Below are 15,792 nucleotides of genomic sequence, written 5' to 3'. Positions count from 1 at the left end.
GCTAGACCGGCCGCTTGCTGCTGTCGCCGGAGATCTCGCGGACCAGCTTGGGGACCAGGTAGCCGGACAGGCGTGCGGTCAGCTGTGCATGCAGGTCCTTGGCGGTGTCGTCGGCCACTTCGAAATGGGCCACGCCTTCGACCCGGTCCACCTGGTACAGGTAATAGGGCAGCACGCCCGCCGCGAAACTGCGCTCGCTCAACGCCTGCAGCGCCTGGATCGAATCGTTGACCCCGCGCAGCAGTACCGCCTGGTTGAGCAGGGTGGCGCCGGCCGCGCGCAGGCGCGCCATCGCGGCGTCCACCGATGCGTCGAACTCATTGGCGTGGTTGGCATGGATCACGAACGCCACCGGCCACGGCAGCGAGGCGATCCACTGCACCAGCTCGTCGTCCACGCGTTCGGGCAGCACCACTGGCAGGCGGCTGTGGATGCGCAGGCGGCGCAGGTGCGGAATCTGCTTCAGGGCCTGGGTCAGCTCCACCAGCTTGTGGGTCGCCAGCGACAGCGGGTCGCCGCCGGACAGGATCACCTCGTCGATGTCCGGGTCCTGCGCGATCGCGTCGACCGCATCGCGCCAGCCCTCGCGGGCCGCGTTCTCGGCGCCGTAGTCGAAATGGCGGCGGAAGCAGTAGCGGCAGTTGATCGCGCAGCTGCCGGTGGTGACCAGCAGGGCACGGCCGCGGTATTTCTGGATGACCCCGGTGGCCTTCTTGGCCGCGCCGTCGCCCACCGCATCCAGGCTGAAGCCGGGCACGACCTTCAATTCGTCGGTGATCGGCAGGACCTGCCGGAGCAGGGGGTCATGCCGGTCGCCATGGCGCATCCGGGCCGCGAAGCCCTGCGGCACGCGCACCGCGAACTGGCCGGCCGCCTCGTCAGAGACCCCCAGCGCCACCGGATCCAGCCCCAGCTGCCGCAGCAGCTCGCGCGGGTCGCGGATCGCCTCGCGCCACCGTTGCTGCCAGCGGACGGGGGCGGCCAGGGGCATGGCGGAAAGCTGCATGGAATGGGGGCCTGCGGTTATCATGTGGGTCAGAAATATCGAGTCACCCCACCGGTGTCGGTGGGATTTCCCATTCTATCCGGCTCGCCGCGCCTGCGCGGCGTTTGCCCATTCAGGAGTTTCAGCATGGCCACTGTTGGCATGAACGACGTCAAGAACGGGATGAAGATCCTGGTCAACAATGAACCAGCGGTCATCACCGAGACCGAATACGTCAAGCCGGGCAAGGGCCAGGCCTTCACCCGCATGAAGTACCGCTTCATCAAGTCGGGCCGTGTGGTCGAAATGACCATGAAGGCCACCGACGACGTGGAGAAGGCCGATGTTGTCGATACCAACATGGACTTCATGTACAGCGACGGCGAGTTCTGGCACTTCATGGACCCGGAATCCTTCGAGCAGGTGCAGGCCACCAAGGCCGGCATGGGCGGCGCCGAGAAGTGGCTGAAGGGCGAAGAGTCCTGCATCGTCACCCTGTGGAACGGCGAGCCGATCTTCGTGCAGCCGCCGAACTTCGTGGAACTGAAGATCACCGAAACCGATCCGGGCGTCCGTGGCGACACCTCGGGCGGCGGCGGCAAGCCGGCCACCCTGGAAACCGGCGCGGTGGTCCGCGTGCCGCTGTTCGTCAACCAGGATGAAATCATCAAGGTCGACACCCGCTCGGGCGAATACTCCGCACGCGCAGGCAAGTAATCCGGGTATGCGGCAGCGCATCCGCGCTGGCGCTCCCACGATCCGCGCCGCGGATCGTGGGCCCCAACTCACCCGCATCCACACCCCGCCGCTTCGCGGCCGTCCCTGATTCAGGGGCCAGTCCTCCAGAAGCATCGCGGTAGCCGTCCAGCATGGGACCGGTCTTCTGAAGGTTCGAGGTAGGCCCTGCCGTAGGCTGACCTGTTTCTCCAGCAAAGTGAGCCCGCATGACCGACACCGCCCGCATTCCCGAAGCCTGTGACCTGTTGATCGAAGCCGGTTACGTGGTCCCGATCGAGCCGCATGCGGTGGTGCTGGAAGACCATGCCGTGGCCGTGCGTGGCAGTGAGATCATCGCGATCCTGCCGCGTGCCCAAGCGCGCGAGCGCTTTGCGCCCAAGCAGACCGTGTCCCGCCCGGACGCGGCGTTGATGCCGGGTCTGGTCAACGCGCACACCCACAATCCCATGACCCTGCTGCGGGGCGTCGCCGACGACCTGCCGCTGATGGTCTGGCTGCAGCAGCACATCTGGCCGGTGGAAGCGGCGGTGATCGGGCCGGAGTTCGTGGCCGACGGCACCACCCTGGCGATCGCCGAGATGCTGCGCGGCGGTACCACCTGCGCCAACGAAAACTACTTCTTCTCCGACGTCCAGGCCGCCGTCTACAAGCAGCACGGGTTCCGTGCGCTGGTCGGTGCGGTGATCATCGATTTCCCGACCGCCTGGGCCAAGACCGACGACGAGTACTTCGCCAAGGCCGGCGACCTGCACGACCAGTGGCGCAACGATCCGCTGATCGGCACCTCGTTCGCCCCGCACGCGCCGTACACCGTCAACGACGCGAACTTCGAACGCGTGCGCATGCTGTCCGACCAGCTGGACATGCAGGTGCACCTGCACACGCATGAAACCGCGCAGGAAATCAGCGACTCGCTCAAGCTGCACGGCCAGCGTCCGCTGGCGCGTCTGGATCGGCTCGGCCTGGTCAACGACCGCCTGATCGCGGTGCACATGACCCAGTTGACCGAGGCCGAGATCCACCTCTGCGCCGAGCGCGGCGTCAGCGTGGTGCATTGCCCCGAATCCAACCTCAAGCTGGCCTCCGGGTTCTGCCCGGCGTGCGCGCTGCAGCGCGCCGGTGTGAACCTGGCGATCGGCACCGATGGCTGCGCCAGCAACAATGACCTGGACATGTTCAGCGAGAACCGCACCGCGGCGATCCTGGCCAAGGCCGTGGCCAATGACGCCACCGCGCTGGACGCGGCCACCACGCTGCGTGCGGCCACCCTGGGCGGCGCACGCGCGCTGGGCTTCGGCGACCGCATCGGCTCGATCGAGGTCGGCAAGCAGGCCGATCTGGTCTGCGTGGATCTCTCCGCGCTGGAAACCCAACCGCTGCACCATGTGCTCTCTCAGCTTGTCTACGCGGCCGGCCGCCACCAGGTCAGCGATGTCTGGATCGCCGGCCAGCCCAAGCTGGTCCAGCGCGAACTGGTCGGGATGGACACCGCCGCGATCGTCGCCAACGCCCGCCAGTGGCGCGAGCGTATCCGACACATCCGTGCTTGATGCATCAAGGATCCCCATGAACACCCCCCATGCTTCCACCAATTTCGATCAGGCCGAACTGGACAAGTTCGCCGCGCTCGCCAACCGCTGGTGGGACGTCGATGGCCCGCAGAAGCCGCTGCACGCGTTGAACCCGGTGCGCCTGCAGTACGTCGCCCAGCGCGTCACCCTGCGCGGTGCCCGCGTGCTCGATATCGGCTGCGGTGGCGGGCTGCTCAGCGAGGCGCTGGCCAAGGAAGGCGCGGACGTCACCGCGATCGATCTGGCCCCGGAACTGGTCAAGGTCGCCCGCCTGCACGGGCTGGAGTCGGGCGTCACGGTCGACTACCGCGTGCAGGCCGCTGAAGACCTGGCCGCCGAACAGCCGGGCAGCTTCGATGTGGTCACCTGCATGGAAATGCTCGAGCATGTGCCGGACCCGGGCGCGATCATCGCCGCCTGCCATCGCCTGCTCAAGCCGGGCGGCCAGCTGTTCCTGTCCACCGTGAACCGCACCCCGGCCGCGTTCGCCGTGGCGATCGTCGGTGCCGAGTACGTGGCGCGGCTGCTGCCGAAGGGCACGCATCACTACCAGGATTTCATCAAGCCGGCCGAGCTGGGCAAGTGGCTGCGCGAGGCCGATTTCAACCTGCGCGATGTCAGCGGCATGGCGTATGAGCCGTGGCGCAACCGTGCCCGCCTGAGCACGCGCACCGACATCAATTACCTGGCCCACGCGGTCAAGCCGGACGACGCGGCACGTGTCTGAGTCCGGTTTCCCGCCGGCGGTGCTGTTCGATCTGGACGGCACACTGCTGGACAGCGCACCGGACATGCTGGCCACCGCCAATGCGATGCTGGCCGAACGCGAGCGTGCGCCAATCACCTTGGACGCGCTGCGCCCGGTGGTCTCCAAGGGCTCGCGTGCGATGGTCTCGGTGGCCTTTCCCGAGCTGGGGCAGGCCGAGCGTGATGCGCTGGTGCCGGAGTTCCTGGCGCGCTACGAAGGCCTGATCGGCCAGCATGCCGTGCTGTTTGATGGCATCGCCGGCATGCTCGACGCGCTCGATGTGGCCGGCTGCGCGTGGGGCATCGTCACCAACAAGCCCGAATACCTGGCCCGGCTGATCGTGCCGCAGCTGGGCTGGGAACAGCGCTGCAAGGTGCTGATCGGCGGCGATACCCTGGCCCAGCGCAAGCCGCATCCGCATCCGCTGCTGGCTGCCGCCGAGCGCATGGGCATCGCCCCGGGCACGTGTATCTACGTGGGCGATGACGAGCGCGACATCGTCGCCGCCAACGCCGCCGGCATGGCCTCGGTCGCCGCGCTGTGGGGCTATCGGCTCGATGCCGACGACCCCATGGCCTGGGGCGCCGACACGCTGATCGCACGTCCCGAACACCTGCAACATGCCAAGGCGTGGCCGCTTCCGCGCACGCTCTAGCCTTTCAAGGAATACACCGTGAGTACTCCCAGCGCCCTGGACAGTTTCCTGGACAAGTGGCGGACCCGCTGGCCCGAGTGGCAGGTGGCCGAACGCTTCGTGCCCGAGCACCAGCGCACCCTGGTGGTGGCGTGGTTCTCGCTGCTGCAGGAGTTCGACGACATCCTCAATACCGCCGGCGACCCGATGCCGTCCGACGCCAAACTGGCGTGGTGGGGTGAAGAGCTGCGCAGCTGGTCCGCACAGCGCTCGCGCCATCCGCTGGGCCGTGTGCTCGAGCCGGTGCGCGCGCCGTGGGCGCAGCTGGCCGAGACCCTGCCGGATCTGATCGACGCGCGTGCGGTGCCGGTCGATCCGGCGCAGGCGCTGCGCGCGCTGCAGGCCTATGCGGCCGCGGTGGCCGCGGTCGAGGCGGTGATGTTCGATACCCCGGCGCGTGGCGATGTCGCCACCCCGGTGCTGGTGCAGACCCTGGCCCAGCGGCTGCACGAGTGTGGCGTTGCCGCCATTCCGCGTTCGCTGCTGGCCGAGGATGACACCGCCGCACCGCGCAGGTGGGCGCAGCAGTTGCTGGCGAAGTGGCCGGCGCGGGTTGCCGGCCCGCGGCCCCGCCGGCTGTACGCCGCGTTGGCCCGTGCCCGCCAGCAGACCTGGGCGCAGGACCGTCAGTACCAGGCCACGCCGATGCGTACGCTGTGGCGGACCTGGTGGGCTGCGCGAGGCTGAGCGTGGGTGCCGGCCAGCGGCCGGCCCTCCGTTACTTGCCGCGTTCCAGCACCAGCAGCGGGTCAATGCGGGTATCGAACCAGTTCATGCCCCAATGCAGGTGCGGGCCGGTCGCGCGACCGGTCGCACCGACAGCGGCGATCACCTGGCCCTGCTCGACGCGGTCGCCGACCTTCACGTCGATGCGCGACAGATGCAGGAAGTTCGAACTGATCCCGAAGCCGTGATCCAGCAGCAGCGTGCCGCCTGTCAGGTAGAGGTCCGGGCCGGCGAAGGTGACCACGCCGGCGGCCGGTGCCTTCACCGGGGTGCCGGTCGGCACCGCGATGTCCATGCCGGAGTGGCCCGAACCGGGTTGGCCGTTATAGACGCGCGCATTGCCGAAGCGGCCGCTGATGCGGCCCTGCACCGGCCAGATGAAGGCCTGTGCGAAGTCGGCGCGATTGTCATCGCGGGCACGCGCGGCGGTGACCTGCGCCTGCTCACGCTTGATTCGTTCGGCAATCGCCGGCGGCGGATTGACCGTCTTGGGCGGCACGCCGTTGACGCGCTCGGTCGGCCAGTCACGCGGGGTGACCGCGATGCTGGCCGTTTCGCTGCCGCCGTCCGGGCGCGTCACCTGCACCTGCAGTGGACCTTTCTCATCGCGGCCGATGCCGAACACCACGCTGCCGTACCCGCTCACGCGCAGGGTGCGGCCGCCGTACTGCACGACGCTGCCGGCCGGCACTTTGCCGATCACCATCGCGCCCTGCGAGGCGCTGGCCGGAAACACCACGCGCGCATCTGCCTGGGCCACGGCGGGCGAGGGCAGCAGACTGCCCATCGCCGCGACGCCTGCGGCCGCCAGGGCCGCGCGCAACACCCGTGCCCGCATCAGCGGTCGAAGCTCATGCGCTGGCCGTTCGGCGAGCCCACCAGCTTCTCGCCATCCCACGCCAACTGCCCGTTGACCCAGGTCGAGGCGATGCGCGAACGGAAGGTGGTGCCTTCAAACGGCGACCAGCCGCACTTGGACAGCACGTCTTCGCGCTTGACGGTGAACGGCACGTCTTCGACCAGCACCAGATCGGCGAAGTAGCCTTCGCGCAGGTAGCCACGCTGGCTGACATCGAACAACTGCGCCGGCGCGTGCGCGAACTTCTGCACGACCTGGGTGATCTCCAGTTTGCCTTCGTGTACCAGTTCCAGCGCGGCGACCAGCGCGTACTGCACCAGCGGCAGGCCGGACGGCGCCTGTGCATAGGGCTTCTGCTTTTCTTCCCAGGTGTGCGGCGCATGATCGGTGGCGAGCACGTCGATCACGTCATCGGCCACGGCGCGGGTCAGCGCTTCGCGGTCGCTGGCTTCCTTGATCGCCGGGTTGCACTTGATCAGGTTGCCCAGCCGCGCGTAATCGCTGCGGTCGAAACGCAGGAAGTGGATGCACGTTTCGGCGGTGATCTGCTTGCGGCTGCCATCGGCGCGGATCAGCGGGCCGCGTTCGAACAGGGCCAGCTCATCAGCGGTGGAGATGTGCAGCACGTGCAGGCGGGTGCCGTGCTTCCTGGCCAGCGACACGGCCAGCTCGGAGGACTTCAGGCAGGCCTCGCGCGAGCGGATGTCCGGGTGCTGCTCGGCACTCAGGGCATCGCCATACTTCTCGGCGTACTCCTTGGCCTTGGCATCGATCATCGGCGTGTCTTCGCAGTGCGTGATGATCGGCGTGGGCGCATCGCGGAAGATCGCATCGAGCGTTTCCGGGTTGTCGACCAGCATGTTGCCGGTGGAGGCGCCCATGAACACCTTGATGCCCGGCGCGGTCTTGGGATCCAGCGACTGGATGTGGGCCAGGTTGTCGTTGCTGGCGCCCATGTAGAAGCCGTAGTTGGCGCGTGCGCGGCCGGCGGCGGCATCGTATTTGGCCTGCAGGATCTCGGCGTTGAGCGTGGGTGGATTGGTGTTGGGCATGTCCATGAAGCTGGTCAGGCCCCCGGCGACGGCCGCGGCCGATTCGGTCGCGATGTCGCCCTTGTGGGTCAGGCCGGGCTCACGGAAATGGACCTGGTCGTCGATCATGCCCGGCAGCAGCCAGCGGCCGGCGGCGTCGACGACGGTTTCGCCGGGGCGGGCATCCAAACCGGGGCCGATCTGCGCGATGCGGCCATCTTCGATGCGCAGGTCGCCCTGGGTGATGGTGCCTTCGTTGACCAAGCGGGCGTTGACGATGAGCGTGGAGGACATTCAGTGTTTTCCTGTGCAGCGGCAGGTGGCGTCATGCGCGGCGCGCGGGGGCACCTCGTCGATGCCACCGGGATGGAAGGGATGGCAGCGGCCCAGCCGGCGCGCGGCCAGCCAGCTGCCGCGCGCGGGGCCATGGGTGGCGATGGCTTGCATGGCGTATTCAGAACAGCTGGGCATGAAGCGGCAACGCGGCCCCAGCAACGGGCTGATGAAGCGCTTGTAGAAGCGCAGCAGGGCGATGAGCAGGCGTGAGATCACCCCCCAATCTTATTCCAGTTGGCATGAAGGGCGCATTTGTCGCAGGATGGGGCGTTGGACCCGTCCGCACCCACGCGCGCGACGGGCCACCCCGGCGGTGTCGCCGGGTCAGGTACCGAACTGCGCACGTTGGCCCGCCTGCCAGGTGGACCGGTCGCACGCCTTGCGACTCCGGGGCTGAACGGAGTAGGCGGTGTGGTTGCTGCTGCTGGTCGGGTAGGCTATAAAGGCCCGCTTTCCCGGGCCCCGGGGAATCCAAGGAAGAGCGTTTCGTGGCTGCTAAAAAAACTGCAAAGAAGGCCGTCAAGGCCGCCAAGAAAACCGCCAAGCCTGTTGTAAAGAAGTTGGCGGCCAAGTCCGTTGCCAGGAAGCCGGCCGCCAAGCCGGCTGGCAAGCCTGCATCCAAACAACCGGCGGCCAGGACGGCACCCGTTAAAAAGGCGGCCAGCACGTCGCCGGCCAGGACCGTCAAGAAGGCTGTCGCCAAGAAGCCTGCTGCCAAGACGGTGGTGGCCAAGAAGACCGTCGCCAAGAAGGTCGTTGCCAAGAAGTCGACGGTCGCCAAGCCGGTTGCCACGCCCGCCAAGCGCGCGGCAGGCAAGCCGGTGAGCAAGGCGCCCGTCAAGAAAGCCGCTGCCAGCAAGACGGCAGCCAAGAAGACCGTGACGCCTGCTGTCGCCAAACCGGCGGCCAAGCCGGCACCGGCGAAGAAGACCGCAGTCAAGCAGGCACCGGCTACGCCGGTGAAGGCCAGCAAGACCGCCAGCAAGCCCGTGGCACCCAAGCCGGCCACCAAGCCGGTTGCAGCACCCGTAGTGAAGTCCGCACCGAAGCCGGCATCGCCGGCGCCGGCCAAGTCTGTCCCGGCCAAGAGCCCGGCCAAGGCGGCACCTTCTCCGGCGTCCGCGCCGGCGCCGGTCGCCCCTGTCGCCGCCTCCAAGGCCCCGCAAAACAAGAATCCCGTGCCCGTTTCGAAATCGCCTGCAAAAACCCCCGCCAAGTCCGAGTCCGCCCCCAAGCCCGTGTCCCGTCCGGTCGGCAAGGTCGCCGTTGCCGTGGCAGCGCGTTCGGCCGCCCCGGCCCCTCGCACCAAGGTGAAGGTGGTGGAATACAAGACTGACGAAGCCACCGGTCGTCCGATCCTGCCCGACGGTTACAAGCCGAGCGCGGAAGAGGAATACATGAGCCCGCTGCAGCTGGAGTATTTCCGCCAGCGCCTGCAGCACTGGCGCAATGATCTGGTGGAGGAATCCAAGCAGACCATCGCGAATCTGCAGGAGGAAGTGCGTGATATCGGCGATGAGGCCGAGCGCGCCACCCGCGAGACCGAGAACTCGCTGGAACTGCGTACCCGCGATCGTTATCGCAAGCTGATCGGCAAGATCAACAGCACGCTGAAGCGTCTGGAAGATGGCGATTACGGTTTCTGTGTGGATACGGGCGAAGAAATTGGCCTGGACCGTCTGGAAGCCCGCCTGACCGCTGAGCGCACGATCGATGCGCAGGAGCGTTGGGAGCATCTGCAGAAGCAGCAGGGCGACTGATCGCGCTGTTGGTTGTGCTGTTCTACGAAAAACCCGGCTTCGGCCGGGTTTTTTTTGGCTGGCTGTTTGTTTTTGGTTCGGGTTGGTTCGGGTTGGTCGCGAAGGCCGTTGGCGCCTTGCTGTCTGGTGCTCGAGTGGGTCGGGCAGCCCGGTCCGGGACCCGCCGTAAACCCATCCATGGGGGCTCGTAGTGCGGCATCCATGCCGCACACGGTCCCGGACCGGGCTACCCGACCCACTCCCGACAGGTTCATGGGTGGGCGGCAGGAAGAGCCTGGACTCCCGCTTTCGGCACGCTCTGAATCAGCTGCCAGGGTTGGCTGGGCCTTCAGGAACTACCAAACGCTGGTCTGGATGCTTGTGCCGCGGCGCGCGGTATTCATGTGTGGTGTGGATCTACCGGCTAGGCGGGCGCGCCGAAAATTACGCAATCTGCAATCCGCTGGCACCCGGAGGCGAGACCGAAGCCGCAAGACGCAAGACGCAAGCCGCAAGCCGCAAGCCGTAAGCGGTATGTCGTAAGCCAGCAGCTAACAGCCAAAAGCCAAAAGCTAAGCGCTGACAGCTGACAGCGAACAACCGGCGTCGCACTCCGTGAGTGATAAGCGGTGAGGAGCCGGCTATTTGCTTTTTGCCTGTCGTCGTTTGTTCTTCGCTGTTGATTCCGCGCAAGCAACCCACTGTCCATGGGTGGACGGGTGGCGCAGTGAAGGACCGTGTGCGGCATGGATGCCGCACTACGAGCCCCCATGGATGGGTTTACGGCGGGTCCTGCACTGCGCTGCCCGGCCGCCCAACCCCAGGCACAGGAAGGCGCCGAGCCGACAACGCATGCACCCCAACCGCGCGGCGCCAGCCAACCAGCTGGCCAGCACCAAGCAATGAGCCGGCCAAATGCTCAATGCAGATCGCGCAGGTTCAATCGCCGCAGCGTCGGGTTCTTCCAGGCCGTAATGCCCGCCACGCTCAACACCGCAAAGCCACCCAGCACCACCGCCGGGACCAGCCCCAACAGCTTCGCCATCGTGCCCGCATAGAACGCACCCAGCTCATTGGACGAACTGATGAAAATGCCATTGATCGACGACACCCGACCACGCATCTCCTCCGGCGTCGCCAACTGCAGAATCGTCGAACGCACCACCACCGACACACCGTCGAACGCACCGTAGAACAACAGGATCGCCGCCGACAGCCAGAAATTCGACGACAGCCCGAAGCCGATCACGCACAGGCCAAAGCCGGCCACCGCGAACAACAGCACACGCCCCGCATTGCGCTGCAGCGGCCGACGCGCCAGCCACAGCCCCACGCACACCGAACCCAGCGCCGGCGCCGCACGCAGCACGCCCAGCCCCTCCGGGCCGTGATGCAGAATCTCGTGCAGGAACGCCGGCAGCATCGCCACCACGCCGCCGAGCAACACCGAAAACATGTCCAGCGCCATCGCCCCGACCATGATCTTGTTGCCCAGCACGAACCGGCCGCCCTCGGCGATGCTCTTGAAGATCGGCGCCGCCGGGCCCGTGTGCACCGGCTCGGAGACGCGCAGCGCCGCCAGGCAGCCCAGCGCGATCAGCGACACGCCTACCGCCACGCCATAGGCCACGCCCTTGCCGCCCCACGCCACCAGCGCACCGCCCAGGGCCGGCCCGAGCACCATGCCGGCCTGGAAGACGACCGCGCCAAGGCCGGCTCCGCGGGCGTACTGCGTACGCTCCAGCACGCGGGCGAACAGAGCGTTGTAGATCGGCGAGAGGAACGCGCGGACCATGCCGGTCAGGGCGATCGCCGCATAGATCGGCCACACTCCGTGGAACGGCAGCCAGCCCTGGGCGACCGCGGTCAACACCAGTGCGGTCATCACCAGCCCGCTGCAGGCGACCATGCCCAGCCGGCGGCGGGGCAGGTGGTCGACCAGGTAGCCGGCAAACGGCGCCACGCAGAAGAACGGCAGCACCTCGGCCAGGCCGACCAGGCCCAGCGAGAACGGATTGCGGGTGACCTCGTAGATATGCCAGCCGACCGTCACCGCGACGATCTGGTAGGACAGCATCGCGAAGATGCGGTACGCCAGCACCAGCGAAAAGCCCGGGCGGGCCAGCAGCTGCAGGGCGCTGTCCGGCTCCTGCGGATCGGCGGAGAGCGTCACGACTGCGCTTGGGCGGTGTCGCGGATGAAGGCCAGCATCGCCGCGACGCCGTTGCTGCGGGTCGGCGACAGGTGGCGCGACAGCCCGATGTCCTGGATGTAGTTCGGCTCGGTGGCCAGGATGTCGGCCGCCGAACGGCCCGAGTAGACGCGCAGGGCCAGGTAAATGAGCCCGGAGACGATCGCCGAATCACTGATGGCGTGGAAGCGCAGCGCCTCGGCATTGCCGTCCGGCACGATCCAGACCATGGACTGGCAGCCGAGCAGGCGATGTTCCTCGGTTTTCCATTCTTCCGGGAACGTGGGCAGTTTGCGGCCGAGGTCGATCAGGTACTGGTAGCGCTCGGACCAGTCACCGAAGAACGCGAATTCCTCGGCGATGGCTGCCTGGGCTTCAGCAGTGGTGGGTTCGAGCGGGAACGGGGAGGTGGGGGTCATGGGGGCTCCGGGTCGGTGTTCGCCGTCCGTGGGTGACCGTGCAGTTGCGGGGGGAGGCAGCCCGGCCGTCCGTGGCCGGGGCGATGTCATGGCAATGCCCAGTGGATCGGGCGGTGTCGGGTAGCGCCCGACGGTCAGCCGGGCGGTCGTTCAGCGCTTGCGCGACCAGCGCACGCCTTGGGCGGTGTCTTCCAGCACGATGCCCTCGGCGGCCAACTGGTCGCGGATCGCATCGGCGCGGGCGAAGTCGCGGGCCTGCTTGGCAGCGGCGCGTTCATCGATCAGGGCCTGGATGGCCGCATCGTCGTCGTTGCCGCCTGCGGTGCCAAACCAGGCCGCGGGATCCTGCTGCAGCAGGCCCAGCGCCAGGCCGGCACCGAGCAGCGCGGACTTCCAGTGCGCCTTGTCGGCGTCGGCAGCCTTGCGTGCCTCACCGGCGATACGGGCGAGCTCGGCCAGTGCCTGTGGGGTGTTGAGGTCGTCATCCAGCGCGGCCTCGATCTCGGCCGGAATCACCGCAGCGGCGTCCACCCCGACCAGATCGCGCAGGGTGCCGTACAGGCGGTCCAGGGTGCGCACCGACTGCTCGATCAGCGCATCGGACCAGTCCAGCGGCTGGCGGTAGTGGGCCGACAGCAGGGCATAGCGCAGCGCCTCGGGGGCATGCTGGCGGACCAGATCGTGCACGCGCTCGATGTTGCCGATCGACTTGCTCATCTTGGCGCCGCCGAAGTTGAGCATGCCGTTGTGCAGCCAGAACCGGGCGAAGGTCTGCCCGCCGTGCGCGCACTCGCTCTGGGCGATCTCGTTCTCATGATGCGGGAACTGCAGGTCCACGCCGCCGGCATGGATATCGATGGTCGGCCCCAGGTGCGCTGCGGCCATCGCCGAGCACTCGATGTGCCAGCCCGGGCGGCCACGGCCCCAGGGCGACTCCCAGCCGGGCAGGTCGTCGCTGGAGGGCTTCCAGAGCACGAAATCGCCCGGGTCGCGCTTGTACGGGGCGACATCCACGCGCGCACCGGCCAGCATCTCGTCAGGGTCACGGCGCGAGAGCTTGCCGTAGTCGGCGTAGGAGCTCACCGAGAACAGCACGTGGCCTTCGGCCGCATAGGCATGCCCGTTGGCGATCAGCTGCTCGATCATCGTCACGATCTGCGGGATATGCGCGGTGGCTTCCGGCTCGATGTCCGGCGGCACCACGCCCAGCGCGGCCATGTCCTCGCGGTAGGCGGCGGCGAAACGGTCGGTGATGGTGCTGATCGGGACGTGCTGCTCGCGCGCGGCCGTGTTGATCTTGTCATCCACGTCGGTGATGTTGCGGGCATAGCGCAGGCCGCCGAAGCGGCGGCGCAGCAGGTCGGCCAGTACCCCGAACACCACCGGCCCACGGGCATTGCCGATGTGGACGTAGTTGTAGACCGTGGGGCCACACACATACAGGGTCGGACAGGTCGGATCGAGCGGGGTGAACGGTTCGAGCTGGCGTGTCAGGTTGTTGTGCAGGCGCAGGGTCATGAGGGTCGGGAGCGGGGGTAAGCGGTCGATTTTAGAACGTGTCGGGGGCTTTGGGGGGATGTGGGCAGGGCAGGCAGGCCGCCCCGGCCGCCGGCGGTGTGGCTGAAGGCTTCAGGCGTTCCGTCCCGTCGTGGCGGGCTTCCGGCCCCGCGGGTGGGGCCGGCCTATGGGCAGAAGCGTCACGGAAGGGTAATGTTCAGCCCCTTGTGCTTGCCACTGCCTAAACTATCCCTCTTGTCCTTTTCCTTGTTGCCAATGAAATCCGCTTCGTTGTTGACGCTGGTCTGCCTGCTCGGAAGTGCCGCCTTCGGGGCGTGCGCCCAGGAGGGTGAGGTGCGCAACCGGGTGGTGATCGTGGAGAACGTCAAGTTCGACTACGCCCAGGTGCTCAACGTCGAGCCGGTCTTCCAGACCCTGCGCGCCACCCGCACTGAAGAGCACTGCGAGCCGGTCTCCACCCGCACGCTCGCGCCGGTCAACGTCACCGGCGAGGAGCCGCAGGAAGACAAGGGCCGCTTCGGCCGCTTCATGGATTCGGTGCGTTCGATCTTCCGCCGGGAAGACGGCAGTACCGACGAGAGCGGCTACGCCGAGACGGTGGTGGTCGAGGCCACGCCGGCCAACACCGGGCCGCTGTTGACCCGGGATTGCAAGATCATCCCGGTCGGCCGTGAGTTCCGCCGCCCGATCGCCTACGACGTGGACTACGTCTACAAGGGCACCAAGTACCGTTCCCGCCTGCCGGAAGACCCGGGCAACCGCCTCAAGATCCGGGTCTCCATCACCCCGTGGGTGGGCAACGAGCAGGCCGGTGGCGCCAACCCGTGACACCTCACGTCGCCTCACGGGCGACGCCTTCAACCTGAATTTCCATTCAGGCCTTGCACCCGCCCCGGGTGCATGCAAAGATGGGCGGCCATGAAACTCACCGACTTCCAGCACGACACCAGCGCCGCCCGTATGGCTACGGGCATGACGTCGCGTGCCCGCCGACCGGAACCCCACATTTTCGCTGGGTAACCGGAGCTTCGTGCTGCCTGTTTGGAGAACCCAGCCCCCGCGCTGGGTTTTTTCGTTTCTACGATCTGAAAAGTTTCATCTGTATACGTTTTGTTGAGCCCTGAACGCGCCCCGGCGCCCCCAACCCCTGCCGGAAACGGTGGAAAACCAGCCGCAAAGGATCGATCGATGTCCCTGAAGCACTTCCTGAACACCCAGGATTGGAGCCGCACCGACCTGGATGCCCTGTTGACCCAGGCCGCGTTGTTCAAGCGCAACAAACTGGGCGACGAGCTCAAGGGCAAGTCGATTGCCCTGGTGTTCTTCAATCCCTCCATGCGCACCCGCACCAGCTTCGAGCTGGGCGCGTTCCAGCTGGGCGGCCACGCGATCGTGCTGCAGCCGGGCAAAGACGCCTGGCCGATCGAGTTCAACCTGGGCTCGGTGATGGACGGGGACACCGAGGAGCACATCGCCGAAGTGGCCAAAGTGCTGGGCCGCTATGTGGACCTGATCGGCGTGCGTGCCTTCCCGAAGTTCATCGACTGGACCAAGGACCGCGAGGACGAAGTGCTCAAGAGCTTCGCCAAGTACTCGCCGGTGCCGGTGATCAACATGGAAACCATCACCCACCCGTGCCAGGAACTGGCCCACGTGATGGCCCTGCAGGAACACTTCGGCACCCAGGACCTGCGCGGCAAGAAGTATGTGCTGACCTGGACCTATCACCCCAAGCCGCTCAACACCGCGGTGGCCAACTCGGCGCTGACCATCGCCACCCGCATGGGCATGGACGTGACCCTGCTGTGCCCGACCCCGGATTACATCCTGGATGAGCGCTACATGGGCTGGGCCGAGCAGAACGTCGCCGAGAGCGGCGGTTCGCTGCAGGTCAGCCATGACATCGCCAGTGCCTACGCCGGCGCGGACGTGGTGTACGCCAAGAGCTGGGGCGCGCTGCCGTTCTTCGGCAACTGGGAACCGGAAAAGCCGATCCGCGATCAGTACAAGCACTTCATCGTCGACGAAGCCAAGATGGCGCTCACCAACAACGGTGTCTTCAGCCACTGCCTGCCGCTGCGTCGCAACGTGAAAGCGACCGACGGCGTGATGGATTCGGCGCAGTGCATCGCGATCGACGAAGCCGAAAACCGCCTGCATGTGCAGAAGGCGATCATGTCGGCATTGATCGGCCGCTGATCGAACGCCTCCAATGGTGCAGCCACGCATGGCGTGGC

The 15,792-nt window shown here is 67.0% G+C and carries 15 protein-coding genes; 8 read left to right on the top strand and 7 right to left on the bottom strand.

Annotated elements, in window-relative coordinates; translation table 11 throughout:
- Nucleotide 1: 1 nt before the first annotated feature.
- Nucleotides 2–1,006: an EF-P beta-lysylation protein EpmB gene (epmB, locus tag AC1DIQ_RS01840; protein ID WP_282264091.1), complete on the bottom strand. Its 1,005-nt coding sequence runs from the start codon at nt 1,004–1,006 to the stop codon at nt 2–4.
- 126 nt (nt 1,007–1,132) lie between these two features.
- On the opposite strand from epmB, the gene efp reads away from it, so the two are divergent.
- From efp to AC1DIQ_RS01815, 5 genes are all read left to right on the top strand, one after another.
- Entirely contained in the window at nt 1,133–1,702 is a 570-nt protein-coding gene (efp, locus tag AC1DIQ_RS01835; RefSeq protein ID WP_019182820.1) for an elongation factor P, read from the top strand.
- A 227-nt stretch (nt 1,703–1,929) separates the two neighbouring features.
- Nucleotides 1,930–3,273, top strand: coding sequence for a TRZ/ATZ family hydrolase (locus tag AC1DIQ_RS01830; RefSeq protein WP_152153458.1), 1,344 nt, complete (start codon nt 1,930–1,932; stop codon nt 3,271–3,273).
- Nucleotides 3,274–3,289: 16 nt separating this feature from the next.
- Nucleotides 3,290–4,021, top strand: coding sequence for a bifunctional 2-polyprenyl-6-hydroxyphenol methylase/3-demethylubiquinol 3-O-methyltransferase UbiG (gene ubiG, locus AC1DIQ_RS01825; RefSeq protein ID WP_121038225.1), 732 nt, complete (start codon nt 3,290–3,292; stop codon nt 4,019–4,021).
- On the top strand, nt 4,014–4,697 hold the full coding sequence (locus AC1DIQ_RS01820) for a phosphoglycolate phosphatase (protein ID WP_478049350.1): 684 nt from the start codon (nt 4,014–4,016) through the stop codon (nt 4,695–4,697). Before ubiG ends, AC1DIQ_RS01820 begins: the two co-directional genes overlap by 8 nt.
- Nucleotides 4,698–4,715: 18 nt before the next feature.
- Nucleotides 4,716–5,423 (top strand): squalene/phytoene synthase family protein, encoded by a 708-nt coding sequence (locus AC1DIQ_RS01815; protein ID WP_478049349.1) that lies wholly within the window; start codon nt 4,716–4,718, stop codon nt 5,421–5,423.
- A 31-nt stretch (nt 5,424–5,454) separates the two neighbouring features.
- Here AC1DIQ_RS01815 and AC1DIQ_RS01810 read toward each other — a convergent pair whose 3' ends face one another.
- The 3 genes from AC1DIQ_RS01810 to yidD are packed head-to-tail and all read right to left on the bottom strand — an operon-like array spanning nt 5,455 to nt 7,904.
- Nucleotides 5,455–6,300: a M23 family metallopeptidase gene (locus tag AC1DIQ_RS01810; RefSeq protein WP_183073676.1), complete on the bottom strand. Its 846-nt coding sequence runs from the start codon at nt 6,298–6,300 to the stop codon at nt 5,455–5,457.
- Nucleotides 6,300–7,646 (bottom strand): dihydroorotase, encoded by a 1,347-nt coding sequence (locus AC1DIQ_RS01805; RefSeq protein ID WP_121038215.1) that lies wholly within the window; start codon nt 7,644–7,646, stop codon nt 6,300–6,302. The genes AC1DIQ_RS01810 and AC1DIQ_RS01805 overlap by 1 nt, the downstream gene beginning before the upstream one ends.
- Entirely contained in the window at nt 7,647–7,904 is a 258-nt protein-coding gene (gene yidD / locus AC1DIQ_RS01800; protein ID WP_121038212.1) for a membrane protein insertion efficiency factor YidD, read from the bottom strand.
- A 272-nt stretch (nt 7,905–8,176) separates the two neighbouring features.
- On the opposite strand from yidD, the gene dksA reads away from it, so the two are divergent.
- Nucleotides 8,177–9,448 carry an RNA polymerase-binding protein DksA gene (gene dksA, locus AC1DIQ_RS01795; RefSeq protein WP_121038209.1) on the top strand — a complete coding sequence of 424 codons (1,272 nt, stop codon included), beginning with the start codon at nt 8,177–8,179 and terminating at the stop codon, nt 9,446–9,448.
- Between the two features lie 898 nt (nt 9,449–10,346).
- Here the strand turns inward: dksA and AC1DIQ_RS01790 are convergent.
- The 3 genes from AC1DIQ_RS01790 to cysS form a co-directional block, all read right to left on the bottom strand.
- Nucleotides 10,347–11,600 carry an MFS transporter gene (locus tag AC1DIQ_RS01790; protein WP_121038206.1) on the bottom strand — a complete coding sequence of 418 codons (1,254 nt, stop codon included), beginning with the start codon at nt 11,598–11,600 and terminating at the stop codon, nt 10,347–10,349.
- Nucleotides 11,597–12,037 (bottom strand): SufE family protein, encoded by a 441-nt coding sequence (locus tag AC1DIQ_RS01785; protein WP_478049348.1) that lies wholly within the window; start codon nt 12,035–12,037, stop codon nt 11,597–11,599. Before AC1DIQ_RS01785 ends, AC1DIQ_RS01790 begins: the two co-directional genes overlap by 4 nt.
- A 150-nt stretch (nt 12,038–12,187) precedes the next feature.
- Nucleotides 12,188–13,555 (bottom strand): cysteine--tRNA ligase, encoded by a 1,368-nt coding sequence (gene cysS / locus AC1DIQ_RS01780; protein WP_121038200.1) that lies wholly within the window; start codon nt 13,553–13,555, stop codon nt 12,188–12,190.
- Between the two features lie 255 nt (nt 13,556–13,810).
- Here cysS and AC1DIQ_RS01775 point away from each other — a divergent pair, with 255 nt between their 5' ends.
- Complete coding sequence (locus AC1DIQ_RS01775) at nt 13,811–14,383, top strand: hypothetical protein (RefSeq protein WP_282263430.1); 573 nt, start codon at nt 13,811–13,813, stop codon at nt 14,381–14,383.
- A gap of 360 nt (nt 14,384–14,743) precedes the next feature.
- Nucleotides 14,744–15,754, top strand: a complete 1,011-nt coding sequence (locus AC1DIQ_RS01770) for an N-acetylornithine carbamoyltransferase (protein ID WP_123730719.1) — start codon at nt 14,744–14,746, stop codon at nt 15,752–15,754.
- Nucleotides 15,755–15,792 lie beyond the last annotated feature (38 nt).

It is taken from the genome of Stenotrophomonas sp. 05L413 (assembly GCF_056397945.1).
This window is presented reverse-complemented; position numbering and strand designations above follow the sequence as displayed.